Raw genomic sequence first — 20,945 nt, 5'->3', positions numbered from 1 at the left:
GAAAGATCAGGCCCACCAGGGCTTATCACCAGTTCGGAAATCGGTTTCGGTCCACTGGCTCATGAACACGTTGTCGTTCTCAACGCTGACGTTGGCCAGGGCCAAGGAGAGAGGGGCAGGGCCACGGACCACCTTGCCGGTGGCGTCGTATTGGCTGCCATGGCATGGACACATGAACTTATTTGCACCGCTGTTCCAAGGAACGACACAGCCGAGGTGGGTGCAGATGGCATTGATGCCGTAGCTGCCGATGGCGTCTTCACCTTCGACAATTAGGTAGGTCGGATCGCCTTTCAGTCCCTGAACAAGGCTGCGATCACCTTCGGGGTGGCTGGCAAGCCAGCCACTGGCTGTGATTGCATTGCCCAGCTCATCCTTGGCGCTGGTGCCACCACCGCTGCCAGCGGCCTTGGGGGGGATGAAGTAGTTCGCCACCGGATAAAGGGCTCCAAGGGCCACACCGGTCACGGAGCCAAACGTCAGCAGATTCATGAACTGCCGACGACCCATTCCGGGCACATCGCTCGAGGAGAGTTGGGTCATGGCGGACGTTCATCCAGCTCGGATTGCCGACCATTATGGATGCTTAAGTGCCTGTCAAGCTTTGCAACGACTGGTGTCTTCCTGTACCTGCCGCATCAGCTTCTGTGCTTGAAATCACCAACGCCGTGCCCCAGCCGCCAATCAGCGTCGATGAGGTGATTGGCTGTCTACGCCAGCGCTGGCGGGCTACCTACGACCTTCAACTGGTGGTTCGACGCCGCCGTTTGTACCTCCAGGTGATGTGGGCCTATCTGGAGCAACAGTCGTTTCAAATGGACCTCGAGGCCTATCGGCAGCATCTCGGTGAAGTGTTGGATGTTGTGAATCGTCTTGGTTTGGCGGGTGAGGTGCGGGATTGGCTCGCTTCCACCCGTGATAAACCGCGTCTGGGGAAGGCGCTGAGTCTTCCGCTGCAGGCGTCAGGACCAGAGGCGGAAACGCTGATCAAGGAGTTTCTGGTCTGAGCGATTCGGTCAGAGCCACCAGGCCAACTCCGATCAGAAACAGCGCCGTGATGGCTCCAGCGAGAAGCAACATCGTGATGGGATCCGTGGACGGCGTCAGCACGGCTCCAGCAAGGGCGGATCCCAGCACAACCCAGCGCCAGGCACCAAGCATCGGCCGCCAGCGCACCAGCCTCAGGGCACCCAGGAGCAGCTGCAGCACCGGCAGCTGAAACGCCAGCCCGGTCGCCAGCATCAGCAGAAGAACAAAGTCCAAGTAGCGCTCGATCGACCAAAGCGGCTCAACGACATCGGCGCCGTAGCTCACTAGAAAACGCAGTGCGGCCGGCACGAGGGCCCACCAGGCGAAAGCCAAGCCCGCCATGAAGAGAACAGCTGACCCAGCAACGGCGGGGGCGATCAGGCGCCGTTCGCGGACTGTCAGGCCTGGCAGAACAAAAGCCAGGATTTGGAACAGCACATAGGGAAGGGCCAAGGTGAGTCCGGCATAACCGGCCACCTTGAGCGAGACGAACAGAAACTCGCCTGGGGCGAGCTGGAGGAAATGAATGCCGCTGGCTGGCGCCTCGAGCAGCCGCACCAGCGGCTTGACGCCCAGTAGGCAGACCAGTGCACCGATCACTACGGCCAACAGGCTGCGCAGCACGCGTTGACGCAGTTCTTCCAGGTGGTCCACCAGGGGCATCTCCACCTCATTCGGCAGATCAGCATCACCAGGAGCCCTCCCAATGCGAATGGGTGGTGGTGGCTGCAAGGCTGGGGGACCGTCGGGGCGCTCAGACACGGACGCGGGTCGGGCGGCGCAACAGGTCAGCCCGATTGTGGGCTCAGGCTAGGGGCAAGCAGCCGTTGTTCCGCTCGCTGGGGTTCACCCCAGCGGATTTCGGCTTGACCATGGCGCACTGTGCCTGGGGCGGCACCGGGAATCCGTTGCAGTTGATCGGTTGGAACCATCACCACCGCCACCTGCTTGTTGCCACGAGCTCGACTGAAATAGGCGGCCAGATCCGTCGCCATGGCCAGATCTGCTTCGTCGGCAAGTCCGTTGGAGCTTTTCAGCACCACATGACTTCCTGGACATTCCTGGGCATGGAACCAGAGGTCACCGCTTCGGGCCTGGCGAAGAGAAATCCAGTCGTTCTGGCGATGGTTTCGCCCCACCTGAACCGTGAGCCGTCCTGGGGTGATCAGTTCCAGAGGACTGGGCTGATCTTGTCGACGCTGCAGTCGAGCATCGCGACGGCGCTCCTTGGGCGTCAACAGTTGTTCGAGCTCCTCCCGCAGATCATTCAGGGCGGAGAGTCGTGCCTTGTAGTCCTGCCATTCCGCGCTCAGTTGATCCTCGATAAACGTTTCGCTCTCACTGATCAGTTGAAGACGTTGCTGATGGTGCTCAAGCCGTTGCTCGAGGATCGGGCGTGATCGTCGCAGTTTTTTGGCACGGCGATACAGCGATTGGGCTTCATCCACCTGGTCTCGGCTTGGGTTGCCAAGGCAGAGGAGAGCATCCGCCTGGCTCTGAAGGACCCCGTGTCCGTCGGTGGCCTCGAGGCGATGGCGTTGGTCATCGTGGGCAGTTTGTTCTTTGCTTCGCCATCGCTCCAAGCGTTGTCGTAGCTCATGGCTGACCCTGGCCAAGGCGCGATGTTCCAGGCACTGCTGGTGAAGAGAACCCAGCTTGAGAGCTAACGAGGGTTGTGGGTTGACACCAGCATCGGGAGATCCCCACACCCTGTAGCGCCCGTCGTTTTCAACCACGAGGGCGAACTGTTCAAGGTGGAGTTGGTCCAACCACAGACACCAGCGTTCATAGAGGTCTCGCCACTGGTTGGTCTCCAGGGTGTCCACGGGTTTGTTCAGGTTGTCACCGGCGAGCTGTGCTGCCAGGGCTGGACTAATGCCCTGGTAGGTCTGCTGAAAGGCCTTGCGCAGTGGGATCGGGACGAGAGAGAGTCGAGCCTGCCAGCGTTCAAAGCTTTCCGTTCGATCGGGTGCCAAGCCCTGAAGGGTTGGTGGTGGGCTGTAGGAATCGCCGGTTGAGAGAGGGCGCACGCGGGATTGATGCTCACGAACCTGTCTTCCCAGAGCAATGATGCGGCGTTGCTCATCGAGGAGCAGCAGGTTGCTGTGCCGTCCCATCAGCTCAAGCACGAGGATCCTGTGAATCGGTTCACCCGGACGCTGGGCGAAACGGAATTCCACGACTCGCTCAAATCCGCTTTGGTGGAGTTCGACGAGAGCCAGCTGACGGAGGCTGTGCTGCAACTGTTGCGCGAAGGTGCTGCCGCTGCCGCTGCGCGGTGGAGGGTTGACCTCGACCAGCCGAGGTGCCTCGGCTTGCCAGCTGAGTTCCAGCCATACCATCCCTTTCAGGCTGCGACAGCCCAGTTGAATCGTTCCCGGGTCAGGTTGTTGGGCCTTTTCGAAACGGCTGGGCACCAGCCTTGGACGCAGATCCCAGAGCACCGCGCGAAGCGTGGTGAGATCCATGGGCTGAAGGCTGGTGGAGGCGATCACCGGGAGCACCGGGTGCGGCAGTGGTGCTTCCTACTCTGCTGACCCACGCAGACGCCGCGATGTCCACCAGTGGAAAGCTCACCTTGATCACGGGGCCGAGCGGTGTCGGCAAGGGAACGCTGGTGAACCAGCTTCTGGAACGCCATCCCAAGATCTGGTTGTCTGTCTCGGCAACCACCCGTTCCCCGCGTCAGGGCGAGCAGGACGGCATCAACTACTTCTTCCACAGCCGTGCTGCTTTTGAGGCCTTGGTGGCTGAAGGGGGTTTTTTGGAGTGGGCGGAATTCGCGGGGAATTGCTATGGCACACCTCGCCATCCTGTTGAGGAACAGATGGCTGGGGGGCGCCCCGTGCTCTTGGAGATTGAGTTGGAGGGAGCTCGCCAGGTGCGTCGCAGTTTCCCGGACGGCTTCCAGATTTTTCTGGCTCCCCCCAGCTTTGAGGAATTGGAGCGACGGATTCGTGGGCGAGGAACCGACTCTGAGCAGGCCATTGAGCGCCGCTTGATCAGGGCTCAAGAGGAGCTCAAAGCTCAACATGAATTCGATGCTGTCGTGACCAACGATGATCTTGAATCAGCTTTGCAGCAGGTGGAGACGCTGATGGAGTTGAGCTGATCCCGACGTTGCTGTCTTGAACGTTGCTGCTTGGAACGTTCAAGACATAAAAAAGGGAACCCGAAGGTTCCCTACGTAGGTGAAAGTTCACCAGGTGAATCACATTGGGTGAAACAGAAGATCGGGGAAGAAGCGATTCCACTCGATCAGGATTCCAGCAGTGGCTGTGAACCAGATGGCTGCAACGACAGGTGCGGCTGTAAGAAATTTGTTCATTTCTGAGAAGGCAATGTTTGAAGTCGTATTAATCAGCGAGGTGAAACAGTCACCTTGCTGTCGTCTTCGAGCAGCTTGCCGCTGGTGAATTCACCAAAAGCAGCCAGCGGCCAAGTGGCTGCTGCCAAAAGGCTCTTGATGGCGATGCTGCGATCGATGAAAATTTCGTAGTTGGCGGCATTTTTGCCGCGGGTGGCTTTCAGGTACTCACGACCAGCCCAACCAATGCATCCGGTGATGTACAGGAACATGATCCCGGGATAGACAAAATCCCCGGCATGGCTCCAGCGACCATCAACGATCAGATGGGGAAGTCCATCTGCTCCACAAGATGCTTTGCTGTACATCTCGAAGCGAGCTTTGGCCTGAGGCGTTGTGGCAGCAGCTGCACGCTGCTGGAAGCGAGCACTTTCTGAGCAAGGTGTGAGGCCAGCCACATCCGCCTTCGCGACGGGGGCGAAGCCGAACACCAGGAGTGCTGAAAGCACGACGGCGAAGAGACGACGCATCGGAACGATTCCTCTGAACGGTGCCCCGAAAGGGCAAGATGTCACAAGTCGGAGAGTAGGGGAGGGGCATCACTTCGATGCATGCGGTGCTTGCCCTCGAAACAAGTTGTGACGAGTCCGCTGCTGCGGTTCTTCGTCGTGATGACGACGGTCGGATTGAAGTGCTGGCCTCACGGATTGCATCCCAGGTGGAGGAGCACGCTCGCTGGGGTGGCGTTGTGCCAGAAATCGCCTCCCGTCGCCATGTTGAGGCCCTGCCTGGGTTGATTGCGGCGGTTGTTGATGAGGCTGGTCTGGCCTTGGGTCAGCTGGATGCCATTGCAGCCACGATCACGCCGGGGTTGGCCGGGGCTCTGATGGTGGCGTCGGTGACCGGCCGCACTCTGGCGGCATTGCACCGGCGTCCCTTTCTTGGCATCCACCATCTGGAGGGCCATCTGGCCTCGGTGATGCTTGGAGAGGACCCTCCTCAGGCTCCCTATCTGGTGCTGCTGGTCAGTGGAGGTCACACCGAACTGATTTTTGTGGCCGTTGACGGGGGCATGAAGCGTCTTGGTCGAAGTCATGACGATGCCGCTGGCGAAGCCTTCGACAAGGTGGCTCGCTTACTGGATCTTGGTTACCCCGGAGGCCCAGCTATTCAGGCCGTTGCTGAAACGGGTGATCCAACATGTTTCAAGTTGCCTAAGGGTCGGATTTCATTGCCCGGCGGGGGGTTCCATCCCTACGACTTTTCGTTTAGTGGGCTCAAGACCGCCATGCTCCGCACGGTCGAAACACTCCGACAGACAGCGGATCCACTGCCTCTTGCAGACCTGGCCGCCAGCTTCGAACAGGTGGTGGCCGATGTTCTTGTGCAGCGCAGCCTCCGCTGTGCTGAAGACCATGGTGTTGGCCAACTGGTGATGGTGGGCGGTGTCGCGGCGAACCGCCGCCTGCGCCAGTGCATGCTTGAACGCGGGCAGGAGCGGGGAATTGCTGTCTCAATCGCTCCTCTCGCGTACTGCACAGACAACGCCGCGATGATCGGTGCAGCGGCCTTGATGCGCCTGAGCCAGAACACAGGCTCGACGTCTCTTGAATCCGGGGTCGCCCCTCGCTGGCCCTTGGACCAGGCCAATGCTCTTTATGCAACAGATCCACCCTTTTAAGAAAGCCTTTTAGGCTTGTGCCCACTCTTCGGCACCAGCGTCGTGGACCAACCCGAATCCAGATCAGATTCCCCGGCGCCAGTGGAGGCTGAAGAACTGAATGCTTGGAAGCGGGGCTTCACTCCTCAGGCTGAGATCTGGAACGGTCGCCTGGCGATGATCGGCCTGTCTGCCGGGATCGCTGTCGTTCTGCTGGTTCGCGTGTTCAGCGGAGGCTGATCAGCTCCGGCCCCGTAGGGCTTGAGCTAGCTCATTGGGTTTGAGGCTCACGGCAACAGCCTGATCTCCCTCGATGCGATCCGCCTCCACCAGGGCAAGAAGGGATTGATTGGTCGTCACCATCCCGTCGAAGCCGCTGCGTTCCATGATTTCCTCCACCTCATCGAGGGCCCCCCGCTGGATGTAGTCCTTGCAGGCGTCTGTGTTGATCAGGATGTCGTGATAAGCCGCCCGCTTCCCATCGGTGGTCTTGATCAGTCCCTGGGCAATCACTCCGATCAGTGCCTCTGACAACGACCGGCGCACGCTCTCTTGCTCTTCAGGGGGATACATGCCAAGGACCCGTTCCACGGTCTTGACCGCTGAATTGGTGTGAAGCGTTCCGAAGACCAGATGGCCGGTCTGCGCGGCTTCGAGCGCCGTGGATAGCGTTTCTTGATCCCTAATTTCGCCCACCAAGATCACATCCGGGTCTTCCCGCAAGGCAGCCCGTAATGCGTTGTGGAACTTCAGCGTGTGCAACCCCACTTCGCGATGACGGATGAGGGACTTACGACTTTCGTGCACGAATTCCACGGGGTCCTCGATCGTGAGGATGTGTCGAGCTTCGTTGCGGTTGATCCAATCGATCATGGCCGCCAGCGTTGTGCTCTTGCCAGACCCTGTCGGTCCAGTCACCAGGATCAGTCCCTTCGGACGGGCCGCGAGACCTTCCAGCACGCTTGGGAGATTCAGCTGCTCCATGCTGAGGATTGTCTGCGGAATCAGGCGCAGCACCATTGCCGGCCCCCGCAGCGAATCCATCAGGTTGATGCGCACGCGCACGAAGGCGAAAGCATGGGAGCCGTCAAATTCCTTGTCGCTGATGAAGGCATCGATTTGCTGAGGCGTCAGGATTTCCTGGAGCCATCCCTGAAAAACATCGGCATCGGTCACGGGCCATTCCGTGCCCTGGATGTCCCCTCGGGCTCGGTAGCGCGGGACTTCTCCAACCCCCAGGTGCACATCGGAATGGCCGGCTTCATGGGCGATGCGAACGATCTCTTCCAGGCTTGGAGAACCATCCTTCGCCGCTTTCGGCCCTGGGCTCTGGATGACCGGAGTCACTGCAGGGCTCCGTACTGACGTCTTAGAGGTCCGGTCTGACGTCGGGCGCGGCGGGAAGCTGGGGGGGAAAACCGGCTGAGCCACGGTGATGGCGAGAGATTTCCCTTCAGGATCGTCCCGATGCTGAGGCTGGCAAGGTTTTCTCACTGTTCTCTCCGGGTTGACGCCCGTAAACTCCAGCGGTCCGTCTGGATGGAATGGCTGAACAGCCCCGCGTCACGATCGTTCTGGGAACGCGTCCGGAGGCGATCAAGCTGGCTCCGGTGATCCGGATGTTCCAGGCCTGTAATGCGCTGAAGACTCGGGTCGTCCTGACTGGTCAGCACCGTGAAATGGTGGCCCAGGTGATGGATCTATTTCATCTCCAAGCTGATCAGGATCTCAACCTGATGGCGCCCCGCCAAACCCTGACGCACGTCACCTGTGCAGCGCTTCAAGGGCTGCGTGAAGACTTTCAGGCCTATCCCCCGCAGTTGGTCCTGGTTCAAGGGGATACCACCACGGCCTTTGCCGCTGGCCTGGCAGCGTTTTACGAGCAGATTCCGGTTGGGCATGTGGAGGCTGGTCTGCGGACCGACAATCTTCTGGACCCCTTCCCTGAAGAAGCCAATCGTCGACTGCTCTCTCAGATTGCGTCACTTCACTTCGCGCCAACGGCTAAGGCGGAAACCAATTTGAAAGCATCCGGTGTTGTCGGGGAGATCTCCGTGACTGGAAACACAGTGATCGATGCGTTGTTGCTGATGGCGGAATCGGCGCCGGATATCCAGTTCGATGGACTCGACTGGGCCCAACAGAGGGTGATCCTGGCCACCGTGCATCGGCGGGAGAATTGGGGTGATCGTCTCCATGACATCGCTGCAGGCATGCTGCAGGTGCTGGATCGATACCCCGACACGGCCCTCCTGCTGCCCATGCATCGCAATCCAACGGTGCGTGAGCCATTGCAAGCTCTTCTGGGGAGTCATCCCCGTGTCGTTCTGACCGAACCTTTGGATTACGACCGGCTTGTTGCGGCGATGAAAGGCTGCTGCCTGCTGCTGACCGATTCCGGTGGTCTCCAGGAGGAAGCTCCTGCGCTCGGCAAACCTGTTCTGGTCTTGCGGCGAACCACGGAGCGGCCGGAGGCCGTTGATGCGGGAACGGCTCGGCTGGTGGGCACCGATCCCGATGTGATTGTGGAAGAGACCTCGCGCCTGCTTGGGGATCCCACGGCCTATGAAGAGATGTCCCGCGCCGTTAATCCCTTCGGCGATGGTCACGCCAGCGAACGCATTCTTGAGCGGTCTTGCCGCCACCTCGGAGTCTGAGGCGCTGCTGAGCAGCGATGGCTGCTATCGCTGGTGGCTGCGGCGTTGCCTGGGCGCTGGGGAGGGTTGCCTGCTTTTTATCGGACTGAACCCCTCAAGGGCTGATGGACAGCGCGATGACCCGACCCTGCGTCGATTGATTGGCTTCACAAGGGAATGGGGATATCGGGAATTGGTCGTTCTCAATTTGTTTGCTCGCATCTCGCCATCGCCTGCGGCGCTGCTCAGGGTGAAGGATCCAATTGGTGTTCGGAACGACTACTTCCTGATGCGATGGCTCAACCACTGGTCCCTGATGCCTGGGGTCGATCTCTGGTGCGGTTGGGGGGTGAATGGGGCGCGACTGGATCGGGCTCAGGCCGTTCTTGACGGGATTCAAAAGTTGCTTGCTGAGCGCAAACGATCTGTTCCCGATTCTCCTCACCCTTTGATGTTGGGGTTGACGGCCTCGGGACAGCCACGCCATCCGCTTTATGCCCCGCGACGGGCAGGTCTTCACCCTTTTCTATGGGCAGACCCTGAACCGATCCGTCATCCTGTGAAAAGCATGACGGATGTCCTTCCGCACTGATGTCCCGTACGCCTCGCCGTTATGCCGTTCATCTCCACCTTGTGGGAGGGCAGACCGAGCGCGTGTTCTTCCCGAAACTCGAGACCTTTCAGGAGTGGTACCAAGGTTTGGTCAATGCCGAGACGCAGGGCGGCTTCGTCAACGTTCCCATCAGCGATCTGGAGGGTGAATATCTGGTCGTTCGGCCCCAGGCTGTGATTGGCGTGCGCGTGGAACCTCAGTTCTCCTCCGTCGATGACGCCTGAGCGTCTGGGCCTCCTCTGGGGCGTCACTGTGTTCTCGGGTGCTTCGGCGCGCCTTCTGGCGGCCACGTCTGGATTGCCTGGAGTTGTTCTGCTGCTCCTGTCTGGGCTGCTGATCGGTCGCTCGGGTTTGGGTTGGGTGGAACCCCTCGACCTTGGCTCCGGGCTTGGGACTGTGGTGGGTCTGCTGGTCAGCCTGGTGCTGTTCGACGGCGGACTCAATCTCCGCCTGCCCGGTGACACGATCAAGGCCACGGTGCAGCGCATCGCAGCCCTACGCCTGTTGATCTCCCTTGGAGGTGGTCTGTTGGCGGCCCATTGGCTTGCTGGCCTCAGCTGGTCGCTTGCCGCCGTTTTCAGCGCCATCGTGCTGGCCACGGGGCCAACGGTGGTCACCCCGTTGGTGCGTCAGATTCGGCTCGCACCGCCTCTGGGTGAAGTTCTTGAGGCTGAAGGACTGGTCCTTGAGCCCATCGGCGCTGTTTTAGCCCTGTTGCTGTTGGAGCTTGCCATTGGCAATCTGCATGGCTGGCGTGAGGTCATGCTCGGCCTGTTGTATCGATTGGGTGGCGGTGTGCTGATCGGCGGGAGCGTCGGCTGGCTCTTGTCAGAGGTCCTGAGACGACTCAATCCCGATCAGTTGAAGGGGTTACCGCTTCAGCTCAGCCTGGGTTTGCTGTTTCTGATGTACGGCGTCAGTGAGTGGCTGCTGCCTGAATCAGCCCTTCCCGCTTCGGTGGCAGCAGGCATCGTCGTCGGTCGCCGTCCAGGACCGCACACCGCCGAACTGGATGGTCTGATTCAGGAACTGGCGCAGTTGGCGATCACCATGCTCTTTCCGCTGCTGGCGGCTGACGTGTCTTGGGCTGAACTCAGTCCGCTCGGTTGGGGCGGGATTCTGTGTGTGCTGTCGTTGATGCTGGTGGTGCGCCCGATCGGCGTAGGGGTGGCCACAATTGGCCTTCCGTACAACCTTGAGCAACGCCTGTTTCTGGGTTGGCTCGCTCCTCGAGGAATCGTTACTGCATCAGTGGCCTCACTGTTCGCCATACGTCTCGAACAGGCCGGCATTTTGGGGGCTGGACGTCTTCAGGGGCTGGTGTTTCTGACAATCCTGATGACCGTTGGTCTGCAGGGCCTTACTGCTCAACCGTTAGCTCGGGCTCTCGGTCTGGTCAAAGGCGATGACGTTGAACCAACGTCAGCTGAGGCAGCGCCGCAGACGCGGCAGGTCCTCACCGATTCGGGCCAGCAGTGACCATGTTGTGATCAAATCCGGTCCTTGAAGACGCCCAAGCAATGCGGCGCGCAGGGATTTCATCACCACTCCTTTTTTCACACCGGCGGCTTTGGCGGCATCCCCCAACCAGGCCTTGGCTTGATCAGTATCCATGCCATCCCATGGTTTGCTCTCAAGGCGCTCAATCAGGTTGGTGACGGCCGCTTTCGCTCCGTCGACCGCCAGTTGCTCAAGAGCATCCTCCTGGAGTTCCGGGCATTCAAAGAACGGTGCCGCCTGATCGACGCCGTCGTTCAGCAGGGTGAGCGACGGGCCCAGCAAGGCACAGAGGTCGAGGCTCCAACTGTTGCTGTTGGGTTGCTCCCAACCGCGCCCAGCCCAAAGTGGTGTCAGCTCTTTCAGGAGATGCTCCGATGTCCAGCCATGCAAAACCTGGGCGTTGAGCCAGTTGAGCTTGTCCCAGTCGAAGCGGGCACCTGCTTTGTTGACACGCTCGAAGCTGAAGACGGCAGCGGCCTCGCTCAAGCTGAATCGTTCCTCCATGCCCTCCGGAACGGACCAACCCAAAAGGGTCATGTAGTTGGCAATGGCGTCAGGGGTGTATCCCATGGCGCGGAAGTCATTGATGGACGTCACGCCATCTCGTTTGGAGAGTTTGCGTCCCTCAGAATTGAGGATGAGAGGGGCGTGGGCAAAGGTGGGTAACGGCAGACCTAGGGCCTCGTAAAGGAGCAGTTGCTTGGCCGTGTTGGCAATGTGGTCTTCACCGCGGATCACGTGGGTGATCTCCATGGCGGCGTCATCCACCACCACCACAAGGTTGTAAAGAGGGTCTCCGATCACGTCGGATGGTGCCCGACGGGCAATGACCATGTCTCCGCCGAGGTCTGAGCCGCGCCAGCTCATGGCGCCACGCACCAGGTCGTTCCAGCGGATCTCGGCGGCGTCATCAATCCGAAAGCGAATCACTGATTCACGCCCCTCCGCCTGAAAGGCTTGCTCCTGATCCGGTGTCAGATTCCTGTGACGGTTGTCGTAGCGCGGAGCCTGGTTGGAGGCTTTTTGCGCATCGCGCATGGCCGTGAGTTCCGATTCGCTGGCGTAGCAGCGGTAGGCCAATCCTTGATCGAGCAGGGACTGAATCGCCTCACGATGCTGGGAGACCCGTTCGCTCTGGATGACGGGCTCTTCATCCCAGTTGAGCCCGAGCCATTGCAAGCCCTCAAGGATGTTCTGGGTGAACTCCGGTTTTGACCGCTCTTTATCGGTGTCTTCGATGCGGAGCACGAATGTTCCCTGCTCATGCTTGGCGTAAAGCCAGTTGAAAACAGCTGTTCGCGCCGTTCCAATATGAAGCGTGCCCGTTGGGCTAGGGGCCAATCGAACGCGCACCATCGATGCTCTTGGTGGTGAGAACGGGACCGACGGGATTCGAACCCGCAACTTCCGCCGTGACAGGGCGGTGCTCTAACCGGTTGAACTACGGTCCCAGATCAAAGCAAGCTTTTTAGGAGTGTTCCTCAGAACAGCTTGACCTGAGTCGCCTTGGCGACCTGATCAGTATCAACCGTCGCCCTGCCCTCCGTCAACAACATGAAGTGAGGAAGAAGCTTTATTTGTCATCAGATCGATGCCATTAAAAAAATCCCGACGACTGTGTCGTCGGGACAAGCAGCTCACATCGGTTGAAAACCGACAGAACAAAGTTCAGGGGCGGAATCCAGCTGGTTCAATCAGCCGAACCTGATTGCCACGAGCGGTGAACTCACGACCTTGATCACTTTGAACGACCACACGGCCGCCAGATTTGACGCGTATCACTCGGGCTCGGACCCAGCCAAGGGCGGCTGACTCCAACACCTTCACAACATCACCAGGTTGAAGATCCAACTCCATGCTCAGAACCGGGAAACTGCACGAGGGGAACATCGGACGCGCCGTGGAGGACTCGAACCCCCGACATCAGGTTTTGGAGACCTGCGTTCTACCAACTGAACTAACGGCGCAAGGCGATGAACCCCTAAGCCAACGTTGTTGGCAACTGATTGAACGAGGTCGAAACCTCAGCGATCGAAGCGCTGCTTCACGCGGGTGGCCTTGCCCACCCGTTCCCGCAGATAGAAAAGCTTCGCCCTGCGCACTTTACCGCGCCGCTCCACCTTGATGGAAGCCACCTGGGGGCTATGAACCATGAACACCCGCTCGACACCGATGCCTTGGAAAATCCGCCGCACCGTGATGGTCTGATTGAGGCCTCCATGGCGTTTGGAGATCACCACGCCCTCGTAGGGCTGCACGCGTTCTTTGTTGCCCTCACTGATCCGCACGCCAACACGAACCGTGTCACCCACGTAGATCTCAGGAAGATCATCCTTCTGCTGAGCCGTCTCAAAGCCGCGAATAAGAGCCTCGGCGCTCAGCTTTTTTGTTGGAGCGCTAGCAGCCTTGTTGGGCTTCGCCTCTGAGGCCTCAGGTGCTGTATCCACAGCCGCTTCGGTGTTCTCGTCGGTCACCACTGTGTCCTTCGAATCGGCTGCCATCCCAGCTCCGCGTTGAATCGCCAAACTATGAGTGTACCTTCCGGCGCCATCGTTCGATCAGGAGCACCGCGCCTGTGATCAGCATCCATAACAGGCCGACGGCGTTGAGAAGCACGACAACCGGTTCCAGTGTGGATCCAAGCCATTCCCCTTCATGCACCACCATTAACCAGTGCACCTGCTCGCGGCTCGCTCCGAACCAATCACGGGCCAAGCGATAACTGACGCCGGAGAACACCGTCACCAGCAGTGGCGCCAGAACGAATGGTGCAACGCTTCGGTGCAGTTCGCGCAAGCGCACAAGCAGCGTCATGACCGGCATCAATTCGGTTGCTGTTGATAGCGTGACGGATATTCGGTTGAGCCATGAATCTCTTTGCTGATCTTCTGGCATCCACCCAGGCTGCGCAGGGGCAGGTGACAGCAACCGGGCCGCGGATCCAGAAGCGACGAGGTGTTGAGATCAAATCGGCGCGCGAGGTGAAGATCATGCGCCAAGCCAGTCACATCGTTGCAACCGTGCTCCGCGAAGTGATGGGAATGGTGGAGCCTGGTCAAACCACTGGGGATATCGATGCCTACGCCGAAAAACGCATTCGGGAAATGGGCGCGACCCCGAGCTTTAAGGGATATCACGGGTTTCCAGCGAGCATCTGCGCCAGCATCAACAACGAGGTGGTGCATGGCATTCCCAGTGCGAAGCGGGTGATCCGGCAGGGCGATCTGCTGAAAGTTGACACCGGCGCGTACTTCGAGGGCTACCACGGCGACAGCTGCATCACGATCTGCGTGGGTGATGCCCCCGAGGAAGCTCAGACGTTGAGCCGTGTTGCCAAGGAGTCCTTGATGGCTGGTCTCAGCCAAGTCAAAGCCGGTAACACCCTGCTGGATATCGCTGGAGCGGTTGAAGACCACGTCAAGGCCAACGGTTTCAGTGTCGTGGAGGATTACACCGGCCACGGTGTGGGCCGGAACCTGCACGAAGAACCCTCCGTGTTCAACTTCCGCACCGATGAGCTTCCTAACGTCACCCTGCGTCCCGGCATGACCCTGGCCATTGAGCCAATCCTCAATGCTGGCAGTAAGGCATGCCGCACACTCCGAGATCAGTGGACTGTCGTCACCCGCGACGGATCGCTTTCCGCGCAGTGGGAACACACTGTTCTGGTCACCAGCGACGGGTGCGAGATCCTCACTGATCGGGGCGACTGAGGATCTGGCTGTAGATCCTCCGTCCGAGCTCGGTCAGGGGCATCAAGACATAGGTCAGTGGGTTTGGGGTCACGATCACGAGGCGAAACCCCCAGCCGGCTTGGCGCAGCACCTGTTCAGCAACGAAATCGGCTCCCATGACCCCAATGGGATTGAGCGATGAGCGGAAGGGGCCGAGCACAAGCTTGCGCAGGATCAGGGCTTCGCGCCCTGATGGATCGAGCACAGCACCACGGATGCTCACCAGCTGACCCAACATTCGTTTGGTGAGTTCGTACACCGGACTGACGGCAGGCTGAATTTCCGCTTCTGAGGTGTTGACCCACACTTCTTTTGGACAACCCCGGGTTGAGGTTCTGCTGATGGCCTCAAAACGCTGCATCAGCCGCCAGCTGCTCAGGGTGTTGATCTCCAGGGCTTGATTGATCACGTCAGGGCTTTGGTCGCCCTGAGGATTGATTCCATGGTTGAGAACTAGAACATCGATGTCCGCCAGATCGGCGTCCAGGCTGGCTTCGTTGCCGCAGCTCCAGCTCACCCAGCGGTGGGGGCCATCCGTTTGCTCTGGAGGTGTCGCACCGTGCGTGAAACCGATCACGTGGGCGCCTGCGCCACGAAAGCAACGGGAGAGGGCTACGCCCAGAGCTCCGCGCGCGCCTGTGATGCCGATGGTTCGGCCGTGGAAGGGGGACTGGGCCATGGGGCCAGCTTGGGGCATCCTTGAATCGACTGAACCAGGAACCCAACACCAGCTGTGTCAGATGCTGCCCAACTGGTTCTGTTTGCTCCCTATTGCGGTGGTGTCAGTCGTGAGCAGGATCTCGCCGCAGCCCTGCAGATCCTGCGTCGCGGTGAATTGGAGGGGCGGCGTCCCGTTGCCGGAATGGATGGATACCCCTATGAACTCCGCTGGAACGGGGTCGCTGCGCCCCTGGAGAGGCTGGAATGCGAACTCCGTTTTCCTGGTCATACAGAGGGGGATGTTGATTTCTCTCTGGTGACTCATCAACTGGTGGCCTGGCTGATGGATCGCTCTCATCCGCAGCGATCGGAGCCGGACCTCCCCGATGGGTTCTGGCAGTGGCTGTTGATTGAGCGCAGTGATGCTCCTGAGCAGGCCTAGATTCATTGATGACAGGCATCACCTCTATGGGAACGACACTGTTGATCGGATCGTGCGAGCCGTTCAGTGGGAAGTCGGCCCTAGTTCTGGGAATTGCCCAGCAGCTTGCGCGAGCCGGACAGCAGATCCGCTTTGGAAAGCCCTTGGCCACCAGCCTGGATTGGGATCCAAACCAGGGGCCGTTGCCGGAACCCCTCATCGACGATGACGTTCGCTTTGTTGGTGAAACGCTGAATCTGCCGTCGGAGCGTCTGATTCCATCGATGCATCTGCTGTCTCCGACAACAGCTGCCCAGCGCCTTGGCCTGGGCGAGCTGGATGCAGGCGAAGGTTTCGATGAACTCCGGCAGCAAATAGAGGCCGGCGAAGGACTCACCCTTTTGGAGTGCGCGGGAAGCCTGCAGGAGGGGCTGCTGTATGGCCTCAGCCTGCCGCAATTGGCGACAGGTCTTGATGCCAAGGTCGTGCTGGTGCACCTGTGGCAGGACAGTCGCAGCGTGGATGCTCTTCTGGCGGCCAAGCAGACCCTTGGAGATCGCCTGGTCGGTGTCGTCCTGAATGCTGTCACCCCCGAGGAGGTCGAGAGCTTGGAGCGTCAGGTGGTTCCTGCCTTGCAGGGCCTGGGCTTGCAGGTGTTCGGGGTCATGCCGCGTTCCCCATTGCTGCGCAGCGTCACCGTCGGTGAGTTGGTAAGACGGCTGAATGCGCGGGTGATTTGCTGCCCAGAACGGCAAGAACTGCTGGTGGAAACCCTGAGTATTGGCGCGATGAATGTGAATTCAGCCATGGAGTTCTTCCGCAAACGACGCAACATGGCTGTCGTCACGGGTGCGGATCGCACTGATATCCAGCTGGCTGCTCTGGAGGCTTCAACCCAGTGCCTGATCCTGACTGGAGCGGGGGAACCTCTCCCTCAATTGATCAACCGCGCTGAAGAGCTGGATGTGCCCCTCCTCAAGGTGGAGCACGACACGCTCGCCACGGTGGAAGTGATTGAGCAGGCCTTCGGACATGTGCGGCTGCATGAAGCTGTGAAGGCGACCTATGCCTTCCGTCTTGTGGAAGAGCACTGCAAGCTGGATCAGCTCTTCAGTGCATTGAATCTGACGGTTCAACACGCCTGATGGTTGCTAGCTTCCGATGAAATCAGGCGGCGGGTTTTCCTTGGGTCAGTCACTGGATCTGCCAGCTCTCGATCGGGTTGACACCCTGGCGCAGGAACTTGCACTGTTGCAGGACAAAAGTCAGCGAAGGATCGCCATCCTTGGTAGCCGCCATGTCCCCGTTGTTGCGGTTCATCTGATCGAGTTGGTGGCACGCTCTCTCGTTCAGGAAGGCCATTCCTTGGTGACATCAGGATCACAGGGTGTGAATGCTGCCGTGATTCGAGGGTGTCTTGAAGTTGATCCTTCCAAGCTCACCGTGCTGTTGCCCCAGAGCCTCGATAGGCAGGTGCCTGAAATCAGAGATCTCCTGGATCGTGTGCTGCACCTTGTTGATAAGCCCGAGCAGGACGATCTGCCTTTGCCGATGGCCAGCAGTTTGTGCAATCAGGAGATCATCAACCGCTGTGATCAATTGATCTGCCTGGCCTTTCACGACAGTGAAACGCTGCTGGCCAGTGCTCGAACCGCAGAAGATATGGGCAAGGTGGTGAGCCTTCTGTATTTCGACTGATCAGCCAGCGGCGCTGATCACGGCCCGTAGCCCCTCGACGTAGCAGACGCCGACGGCCGTCACTCCAGTCGCCCAACACAGTCCCCTAAGGGGAGGCACATTGCCGACGTAGGCGAACAGATAGACGAAACGGATGCCTGGCCAGATCCACGCTGCAGCGATCGCACTGGTGCTGCTGACACCACTGATCAGACACAACAGCATCGCAGGGGCCCCCAGAGTTAGTGCTTCCCAGCTGTTCTCCTGTGCCCAGACCGCGCGCTGACCGAAAGCGGGCAGCCGCTCAAACATCGCCCGTGGTGCCTGCAGATCAGCCATGGTGAAGTCTGCTTTGGCCCTTCCGGCGCCGGTAAGCACGATGCTCACCATCACGACTCCTCCCATCAGACAGAGGGCCCAGGCAAACGCAGGAGTCATCGATTTCGATCAGGTCTGGCGACCATAACGGGCCTTGGATGACTGCAACCTTGAAGGGGGCGGTGGCTTTCTAAGCTGGAGGATCGACACGCTCGCGACATGGCCAGTACGTATTCCTTCGACGTGGTCTCTGACTTTGACCGTCAGGAGCTGGTGAACACCCTCGATCAGGTGCGTCGCGATGTGGGCAACCGTTATGACCTCAAGGATTCCAACACTGAGATTGATCTGGAAGAGACAGAGCTGGTGATCACCACAGCCAGTGATATGACGCTTCAAGCTGTGGAGGATGTGCTTCGAACCAAAGCGACCAAACGCAACCTTTCACTCAAAATATTTGATTTTCAAACTCCTGAAACGGCGGGGGGAAATCGGGTGAAGCAGGTGGTGAAGCTGCGTAAGGGCCTTAGTCAGGAGATTGCTAAAAAACTAAGCAAGATGGTGCGTGACGAACTGAAGAAGGTGACGGCTGCAATCCAGGGTGAAAGTGTGCGGATCACGGGTAAGAATAAGGACGATCTTCAGGCTGCTATTCAACTTGTAAAGAGCAAAGAAGATGAACTTGATGTACCTCTACAGTTTGAGAACTATCGCTGATCAGAAGGATGCAGGGCCTGATGTTGAGTTGATCCAAAGCCGACGAATGGCTTGGGATGTATTGCAACGATCATGCCTGCACTAACAAAAGCATGTTGATTCACGGCCCCACTCGTGGAGATTGGTTGCATGGCTGCGGGGATCCCCAGGAGTGTCTCTTGATGCAGGCAGGCTTGGATTCCATGACGCAAGCCCTTGAGGGCAACATGTTTTCAAGGGACATGTTGTGGTAATTTGAATTAAATTTCTTTGTTTTAGTGGGTAGTTACGCCATCGCGGTTCGTGTCTTTGATGGCGAGGCTCCCTACTTGCAGTCTTTTATTGATCATCATCGTCGCCTTGGTGTTGACGCTTTTTATCCTGTGATTGCTCCAGGAGCGGCGCCATTGTGCAGAGAGATATTCGCAAAAAATGAGATTCAATTCCATGAGTCTGAAGGGCAAAAGATTTCCAGTGTTCAGGATCTGATCCGAGAGGATTATGTTGCTGTTATTGATGCTGATGAATACTTGCATCCAGGTTTGTTCCGATTCCTTGAAGAGGAAAATATTGAATCTCTCCTGATGCCATGGAGACTGACAGCATCCATGGATGATGATTTCTTTGAGTCTGCTCAAAAGAGATTTTTTGTTTTCCCCCAGGTGAAATCAATCGTCAAAACATCTGCACTCAAGCGGCTTCGTCTTCATGCATCTAACACCCATGGATCCGGTCGTTGCCTTGGTGTTGGCCAGGGTCAACAATTTCCTGTTCAGCACTACTACCTCCGAGGTCTGGATGATCTCCTGTTGAAAGAAGGCGGTGTGGTTAAGCGAACTCTTGCACAGAGTTCAGGGCGTAAGCAGGTGAATCTAAATGCGGATAATGATTCGATGGATTTCCCAAGCCGTCATGCTCGTGTGGCATTCCTATTAAATGTTCTCGATTCCATGCCCGAGCAGATCGACCCCTACTGCATGTCGTTGGATCGGTCCATGTTGAATCATCTTCGGGACAATGTTGATGGTGACCCAGAGGCGGCCAAACAAGAGCTTCGCGAAAGCGTTGTGAAGATCCAAAAGGTGTATCGGCATCGCACGATTGATCGAGAGATTAGGGCGACGCAGCAACTGCTTGCTTCTGACCCACATAAGGTCAGCTATCAGAAAAGAGTGCTGAAATTGCTTCGTGGTGATTTTAAATTTCGTCGGTCATGGCTTGGATTTATTGAAAATGCTCGGGATTCGTTGTTGATGTTTAGAGATGGCTCGTAAGCCTGAATGGTGGTTGTAGTCCTGCATCTCAACTTGGTGGTCAGAGTCATCGTTCACGGCATGATCGAATGATTTACCTGAAAGTGTCATGATCTCGGGCCCGTCGCCCGTCAATGATCCGGGCGAGTTCCAGCACATAGCCCGCTGTGCACCAGCGGCCGTGACTGCGGGATCGGTTTTCTGTGTCCGAGCGGATCTCTGCGGTTTCGGCCATCAGAAGATCAAGTTCTCCTTGCGGCAGGTCATAGAGCTCCTGCAATTCCAGCTCCCGGTTCAGCAGATGGCTGCGAAACCATTTGCGGGTTTGCTCCTGGGGGGGGACGTCTCGGCTCAAAGTGCATTACAGCGTTGATGTGCCATTCTCCGGCTATGCAGATCCTTAGCTGGGCCCAGTTTGATCAGGCTGTGCAGCTGTTGGCTTCACGGTTTGCAAATTCAGCGGTGACCGGGGTTTACGGGGTCCCTAGAGGGGGGCTTTGCCTCGCGGTTGCACTGAGCCATGCCATGGATCGCCCCATGCTGTCATCACCAGAACAATCGGCGTTGATTGTGGATGATGTCTATGAAACCGGGCGCACGTTGAAGGTGTTGAAGACTCAGGTGCCTCAGGCATCCTTTGCCGTGTGGGTTAGCAAGAGCTGTCCTAACTGGTGGACGGCAGCCGTGGTTGCAGAGTCGTCGGAATGGGTGGTGTTCCCCTGGGAAAACCTCGAAAAGGCTCGTGCGGATGAGCAGGCCTATCGCTCCTCGCGTGGGCTGTGATGACGTCCTTGCGTACGATTTATTTGGCGTCTCCTTACGGCTTTTCCGCCCAGTGGAAGCGGCTGTTGTTGCCAGAGTTCATCGGGGCGTTGGAGGCCCTGAGGTTAGAGGTGTGGGAGCCCTTTGCGCGAAATGGTCAGGTGAATTTGGCGGAACCCGGTTGGGCCTATCGCGTTGCACAGCGGGACTTGCAGGATGTGCGTGATGCTGATGCCCTATTCGCGATCGTGAATGGAACGCCACCTGATGAAGGGGTGATGGTGGAACTTGGTGCCGCGATTGCTCTTGGTAAGCCAACATTCCTGTTTCGGGATGACTTCCGTCGCTGTACGGATTCGGAAGAATATCCACTCAATTTGATGTTATTTGCAGGCCTTCCAGAGGTTGAATGGCCGCAGTACGTTTATAGCGACTTGTCTGAAATTAGTGATCCTCAGAAAGCTTTGGCACGCTGGGCTCACTCTTGATTTTTGTCTGCGAATCAACAGCGTAGTTCTGTGTTTTCTTTTTGGGCTGGATGGTAAAAATTAATAGAAATATTGTTTTTCTAGGAGCTTATTGTGGTGCTGGCGGGAGCGATGAAATTTTGTTTGAGGTGTTTTCATGTGTCTTTTGATTCGACTGTGCGAGGCTTAGTTGTATAGGTAATGATCTTGAT

General features: G+C 58.1%; 29 protein-coding genes and 2 tRNA genes. 16 read left to right on the top strand and 15 right to left on the bottom strand.

The genetic code is table 11. From position 1 onward, the window contains the following. Nucleotides 1–6: 6 nt before the first annotated feature. The gene (gene petC / locus DXY29_RS07195; protein WP_115024049.1) at nucleotides 7–543 is read right to left on the bottom strand and encodes a cytochrome b6-f complex iron-sulfur subunit; all 537 of its coding nucleotides are present in this window, start codon (nucleotides 541–543) and stop codon (nucleotides 7–9) included. 47 nt (nucleotides 544–590) lie between these two features. Here petC and DXY29_RS07190 point away from each other — a divergent pair, with 47 nt between their 5' ends. After that, the gene (locus DXY29_RS07190) at nucleotides 591–1,007 is read left to right on the top strand and encodes a DUF3067 family protein (protein WP_115024048.1); all 417 of its coding nucleotides are present in this window, start codon (nucleotides 591–593) and stop codon (nucleotides 1,005–1,007) included. Here DXY29_RS07190 and tatC read toward each other — a convergent pair. After that, a complete protein-coding gene (tatC, locus tag DXY29_RS07185; RefSeq protein WP_226398342.1) occupies nucleotides 988–1,692 on the bottom strand; it encodes a twin-arginine translocase subunit TatC in 705 nt (234 codons plus the stop codon). The genes DXY29_RS07190 and tatC overlap by 20 nt on opposite strands. Nucleotides 1,693–1,817: 125 nt before the next feature. After that, the gene (locus DXY29_RS07180) at nucleotides 1,818–3,497 is read right to left on the bottom strand and encodes an NFACT family protein (protein WP_115024354.1); all 1,680 of its coding nucleotides are present in this window, start codon (nucleotides 3,495–3,497) and stop codon (nucleotides 1,818–1,820) included. Nucleotides 3,498–3,583: 86 nt separating this feature from the next. Here DXY29_RS07180 and gmk point away from each other — a divergent pair, with 86 nt between their 5' ends. Continuing rightward, the gene (gmk, locus tag DXY29_RS07175; protein ID WP_115024046.1) at nucleotides 3,584–4,141 is read left to right on the top strand and encodes a guanylate kinase; all 558 of its coding nucleotides are present in this window, start codon (nucleotides 3,584–3,586) and stop codon (nucleotides 4,139–4,141) included. A 99-nt stretch (nucleotides 4,142–4,240) separates the two neighbouring features. On the opposite strand, the gene psaJ is transcribed toward gmk, so the two are convergent. Together psaJ and DXY29_RS07165 are read right to left on the bottom strand one after the other, a co-directional pair. Next, nucleotides 4,241–4,357, bottom strand: coding sequence for a photosystem I reaction center subunit IX (psaJ, locus tag DXY29_RS07170; RefSeq protein ID WP_006850741.1), 117 nt, complete (start codon nucleotides 4,355–4,357; stop codon nucleotides 4,241–4,243). A gap of 32 nt (nucleotides 4,358–4,389) precedes the next feature. Then, entirely contained in the window at nucleotides 4,390–4,866 is a 477-nt protein-coding gene (locus DXY29_RS07165; RefSeq protein ID WP_115024045.1) for a Photosystem I reaction center subunit III, read from the bottom strand. Between the two features lie 77 nt (nucleotides 4,867–4,943). On the opposite strand from DXY29_RS07165, the gene tsaD reads away from it, so the two are divergent. Together tsaD and DXY29_RS07155 are read left to right on the top strand one after the other, a co-directional pair. Beyond that, nucleotides 4,944–6,017, top strand: coding sequence for a tRNA (adenosine(37)-N6)-threonylcarbamoyltransferase complex transferase subunit TsaD (gene tsaD, locus DXY29_RS07160; RefSeq protein WP_115024043.1), 1,074 nt, complete (start codon nucleotides 4,944–4,946; stop codon nucleotides 6,015–6,017). A gap of 42 nt (nucleotides 6,018–6,059) precedes the next feature. Beyond that, nucleotides 6,060–6,236, top strand: a complete 177-nt coding sequence (locus DXY29_RS07155) for a chlorophyll a/b-binding protein (RefSeq protein WP_115024352.1) — start codon at nucleotides 6,060–6,062, stop codon at nucleotides 6,234–6,236. On the opposite strand, the gene DXY29_RS07150 is transcribed toward DXY29_RS07155, so the two are convergent. Next, the gene (locus DXY29_RS07150; RefSeq protein WP_371411069.1) at nucleotides 6,237–7,343 is read right to left on the bottom strand and encodes a type IV pilus twitching motility protein PilT; all 1,107 of its coding nucleotides are present in this window, start codon (nucleotides 7,341–7,343) and stop codon (nucleotides 6,237–6,239) included. A gap of 197 nt (nucleotides 7,344–7,540) precedes the next feature. On the opposite strand from DXY29_RS07150, the gene wecB reads away from it, so the two are divergent. Genes wecB through DXY29_RS07130 form a run of 4 tightly spaced genes read left to right on the top strand, consistent with a single transcriptional unit; the run spans nucleotide 7,541 to nucleotide 10,724 of the window. After that, complete coding sequence (wecB, locus tag DXY29_RS07145) at nucleotides 7,541–8,653, top strand: non-hydrolyzing UDP-N-acetylglucosamine 2-epimerase (protein WP_115024041.1); 1,113 nt, start codon at nucleotides 7,541–7,543, stop codon at nucleotides 8,651–8,653. Beyond that, nucleotides 8,622–9,224, top strand: a complete 603-nt coding sequence (locus DXY29_RS07140) for a DUF1643 domain-containing protein (protein ID WP_170952149.1) — start codon at nucleotides 8,622–8,624, stop codon at nucleotides 9,222–9,224. Before wecB ends, DXY29_RS07140 begins: the two co-directional genes overlap by 32 nt. After that, entirely contained in the window at nucleotides 9,224–9,469 is a 246-nt protein-coding gene (locus DXY29_RS07135) for a hypothetical protein (protein ID WP_115024038.1), read from the top strand. Before DXY29_RS07140 ends, DXY29_RS07135 begins: the two co-directional genes overlap by 1 nt. Next, entirely contained in the window at nucleotides 9,459–10,724 is a 1,266-nt protein-coding gene (locus DXY29_RS07130; RefSeq protein WP_115024036.1) for a sodium:proton antiporter, read from the top strand. Before DXY29_RS07135 ends, DXY29_RS07130 begins: the two co-directional genes overlap by 11 nt. Here the strand turns inward: DXY29_RS07130 and gltX are convergent. The 6 genes from gltX to DXY29_RS07100 all read right to left on the bottom strand — a co-directional run bounded on the left by gltX (nucleotide 10,668) and on the right by DXY29_RS07100 (nucleotide 13,559). Beyond that, entirely contained in the window at nucleotides 10,668–12,101 is a 1,434-nt protein-coding gene (gltX, locus tag DXY29_RS07125) for a glutamate--tRNA ligase (RefSeq protein ID WP_115024035.1), read from the bottom strand. The two genes, DXY29_RS07130 and gltX, sit on opposite strands and share 57 nt — an antisense overlap. A 21-nt stretch (nucleotides 12,102–12,122) precedes the next feature. Then, a tRNA-Asp gene (locus DXY29_RS07120) sits at nucleotides 12,123–12,196 on the bottom strand. 217 nt (nucleotides 12,197–12,413) lie between these two features. Then, the gene (locus DXY29_RS07115) at nucleotides 12,414–12,602 is read right to left on the bottom strand and encodes a hyperconserved protein Hcp (protein WP_006043540.1); all 189 of its coding nucleotides are present in this window, start codon (nucleotides 12,600–12,602) and stop codon (nucleotides 12,414–12,416) included. A 37-nt stretch (nucleotides 12,603–12,639) separates the two neighbouring features. After that, a tRNA-Trp gene (locus tag DXY29_RS07110) sits at nucleotides 12,640–12,712 on the bottom strand. Nucleotides 12,713–12,769: 57 nt separating this feature from the next. Further along, nucleotides 12,770–13,246 carry a 50S ribosomal protein L19 gene (gene rplS / locus DXY29_RS07105; protein ID WP_115024349.1) on the bottom strand — a complete coding sequence of 159 codons (477 nt, stop codon included), beginning with the start codon at nucleotides 13,244–13,246 and terminating at the stop codon, nucleotides 12,770–12,772. A 25-nt stretch (nucleotides 13,247–13,271) separates the two neighbouring features. Then, complete coding sequence (locus DXY29_RS07100; protein ID WP_115024033.1) at nucleotides 13,272–13,559, bottom strand: PepSY domain-containing protein; 288 nt, start codon at nucleotides 13,557–13,559, stop codon at nucleotides 13,272–13,274. A gap of 53 nt (nucleotides 13,560–13,612) precedes the next feature. Between DXY29_RS07100 and map the strand changes: the two genes are divergently transcribed. Beyond that, nucleotides 13,613–14,458: a type I methionyl aminopeptidase gene (map, locus tag DXY29_RS07095; RefSeq protein ID WP_115024032.1), complete on the top strand. Its 846-nt coding sequence runs from the start codon at nucleotides 13,613–13,615 to the stop codon at nucleotides 14,456–14,458. Here map and DXY29_RS07090 read toward each other — a convergent pair. After that, on the bottom strand, nucleotides 14,439–15,176 hold the full coding sequence (locus tag DXY29_RS07090; RefSeq protein WP_115024030.1) for an SDR family oxidoreductase: 738 nt from the start codon (nucleotides 15,174–15,176) through the stop codon (nucleotides 14,439–14,441). The two genes, map and DXY29_RS07090, sit on opposite strands and share 20 nt — an antisense overlap. Nucleotides 15,177–15,212: 36 nt before the next feature. Between DXY29_RS07090 and ebsA the strand changes: the two genes are divergently transcribed. From ebsA to DXY29_RS07075, 3 genes are read left to right on the top strand one after another with little or no spacing between them, the layout of a single operon-like run. Next, entirely contained in the window at nucleotides 15,213–15,581 is a 369-nt protein-coding gene (gene ebsA / locus DXY29_RS07085) for a type IV pilus biogenesis protein EbsA (protein ID WP_115024028.1), read from the top strand. 26 nt (nucleotides 15,582–15,607) lie between these two features. Continuing rightward, the gene (locus tag DXY29_RS07080; protein ID WP_115024027.1) at nucleotides 15,608–16,705 is read left to right on the top strand and encodes a phosphotransacetylase family protein; all 1,098 of its coding nucleotides are present in this window, start codon (nucleotides 15,608–15,610) and stop codon (nucleotides 16,703–16,705) included. Nucleotides 16,706–16,721: 16 nt separating this feature from the next. Then, nucleotides 16,722–17,258, top strand: coding sequence for a DNA recombination-mediator protein A (locus DXY29_RS07075; protein ID WP_038556374.1), 537 nt, complete (start codon nucleotides 16,722–16,724; stop codon nucleotides 17,256–17,258). On the opposite strand, the gene DXY29_RS07070 is transcribed toward DXY29_RS07075, so the two are convergent. Further along, nucleotides 17,259–17,675, bottom strand: a complete 417-nt coding sequence (locus DXY29_RS07070) for an MAPEG family protein (protein ID WP_115024025.1) — start codon at nucleotides 17,673–17,675, stop codon at nucleotides 17,259–17,261. It lies immediately after the preceding gene. A 99-nt stretch (nucleotides 17,676–17,774) separates the two neighbouring features. Between DXY29_RS07070 and DXY29_RS07065 the strand changes: the two genes are divergently transcribed. After that, entirely contained in the window at nucleotides 17,775–18,272 is a 498-nt protein-coding gene (locus DXY29_RS07065; protein WP_115024024.1) for a YajQ family cyclic di-GMP-binding protein, read from the top strand. Nucleotides 18,273–18,529: 257 nt separating this feature from the next. Next, entirely contained in the window at nucleotides 18,530–19,525 is a 996-nt protein-coding gene (locus DXY29_RS07060; protein ID WP_115024022.1) for a glycosyltransferase family 2 protein, read from the top strand. A 73-nt stretch (nucleotides 19,526–19,598) separates the two neighbouring features. Here DXY29_RS07060 and DXY29_RS07055 read toward each other — a convergent pair whose 3' ends face one another. Beyond that, a complete protein-coding gene (locus DXY29_RS07055) occupies nucleotides 19,599–19,859 on the bottom strand; it encodes a hypothetical protein (protein ID WP_115024021.1) in 261 nt (86 codons plus the stop codon). Between the two features lie 170 nt (nucleotides 19,860–20,029). Between DXY29_RS07055 and DXY29_RS07050 the strand changes: the two genes are divergently transcribed. Further along, a complete protein-coding gene (locus DXY29_RS07050; RefSeq protein ID WP_370631257.1) occupies nucleotides 20,030–20,287 on the top strand; it encodes a hypothetical protein in 258 nt (85 codons plus the stop codon). Continuing rightward, on the top strand, nucleotides 20,287–20,754 hold the full coding sequence (locus DXY29_RS07045) for a nucleoside 2-deoxyribosyltransferase (protein ID WP_115024017.1): 468 nt from the start codon (nucleotides 20,287–20,289) through the stop codon (nucleotides 20,752–20,754). Before DXY29_RS07050 ends, DXY29_RS07045 begins: the two co-directional genes overlap by 1 nt. The last annotated feature ends 191 nt before the right edge of the window (nucleotides 20,755–20,945 follow it).

This window comes from Synechococcus sp. UW69 (assembly GCF_900474185.1).
Classification (GTDB): Bacteria; Cyanobacteriota; Cyanobacteriia; order PCC-6307; family Cyanobiaceae; genus Parasynechococcus.
The sequence above is the reverse complement of the archived record's forward strand: the minus strand, read 5'-3'. Positions and strand labels throughout refer to the sequence as shown.

Bases quoted from the DNA above. Each gene is read 5' to 3' on its own strand.
- tsaD (WP_115024043.1), top strand. From the start codon at position 4,944: ATGCATGCGGTGCTTGCCCTCGAAACAAGTTGTGACGAGTCCGCTGCT.
- wecB (WP_115024041.1), top strand. From the start codon at position 7,541: ATGGCTGAACAGCCCCGCGTCACGATCGTTCTGGGAACGCGTCCGGAG.
- DXY29_RS07180 (WP_115024354.1), bottom strand. From the start codon at position 3,497: ATGGATCTCACCACGCTTCGCGCGGTGCTCTGGGATCTGCGTCCAAGG.
- DXY29_RS07045 (WP_115024017.1), top strand. From the start codon at position 20,287: ATGACGTCCTTGCGTACGATTTATTTGGCGTCTCCTTACGGCTTTTCC.
- psaJ (WP_006850741.1), bottom strand. From the start codon at position 4,357: ATGAACAAATTTCTTACAGCCGCACCTGTCGTTGCAGCCATCTGGTTC.
- DXY29_RS07090 (WP_115024030.1), bottom strand. From the start codon at position 15,176: ATGCCCCAAGCTGGCCCCATGGCCCAGTCCCCCTTCCACGGCCGAACC.
- tatC (WP_226398342.1), bottom strand. From the start codon at position 1,692: ATGCCCCTGGTGGACCACCTGGAAGAACTGCGTCAACGCGTGCTGCGC.
- DXY29_RS07080 (WP_115024027.1), top strand. From the start codon at position 15,608: ATGGGAACGACACTGTTGATCGGATCGTGCGAGCCGTTCAGTGGGAAG.
- map (WP_115024032.1), top strand. From the start codon at position 13,613: ATGAATCTCTTTGCTGATCTTCTGGCATCCACCCAGGCTGCGCAGGGG.
- DXY29_RS07050 (WP_370631257.1), top strand. From the start codon at position 20,030: ATGGATCGCCCCATGCTGTCATCACCAGAACAATCGGCGTTGATTGTG.
- DXY29_RS07100 (WP_115024033.1), bottom strand. From the start codon at position 13,559: ATGACGCTGCTTGTGCGCTTGCGCGAACTGCACCGAAGCGTTGCACCA.
- rplS (WP_115024349.1), bottom strand. From the start codon at position 13,246: ATGGCAGCCGATTCGAAGGACACAGTGGTGACCGACGAGAACACCGAA.
- DXY29_RS07130 (WP_115024036.1), top strand. From the start codon at position 9,459: ATGACGCCTGAGCGTCTGGGCCTCCTCTGGGGCGTCACTGTGTTCTCG.
- DXY29_RS07065 (WP_115024024.1), top strand. From the start codon at position 17,775: ATGGCCAGTACGTATTCCTTCGACGTGGTCTCTGACTTTGACCGTCAG.
- DXY29_RS07070 (WP_115024025.1), bottom strand. From the start codon at position 17,675: ATGACTCCTGCGTTTGCCTGGGCCCTCTGTCTGATGGGAGGAGTCGTG.
- gltX (WP_115024035.1), bottom strand. From the start codon at position 12,101: ATGGTGCGCGTTCGATTGGCCCCTAGCCCAACGGGCACGCTTCATATT.
- DXY29_RS07115 (WP_006043540.1), bottom strand. From the start codon at position 12,602: ATGGAGTTGGATCTTCAACCTGGTGATGTTGTGAAGGTGTTGGAGTCA.
- petC (WP_115024049.1), bottom strand. From the start codon at position 543: ATGACCCAACTCTCCTCGAGCGATGTGCCCGGAATGGGTCGTCGGCAG.
- DXY29_RS07075 (WP_038556374.1), top strand. From the start codon at position 16,722: ATGAAATCAGGCGGCGGGTTTTCCTTGGGTCAGTCACTGGATCTGCCA.
- gmk (WP_115024046.1), top strand. From the start codon at position 3,584: ATGTCCACCAGTGGAAAGCTCACCTTGATCACGGGGCCGAGCGGTGTC.
- DXY29_RS07135 (WP_115024038.1), top strand. From the start codon at position 9,224: ATGTCCCGTACGCCTCGCCGTTATGCCGTTCATCTCCACCTTGTGGGA.
- DXY29_RS07165 (WP_115024045.1), bottom strand. From the start codon at position 4,866: ATGCGTCGTCTCTTCGCCGTCGTGCTTTCAGCACTCCTGGTGTTCGGC.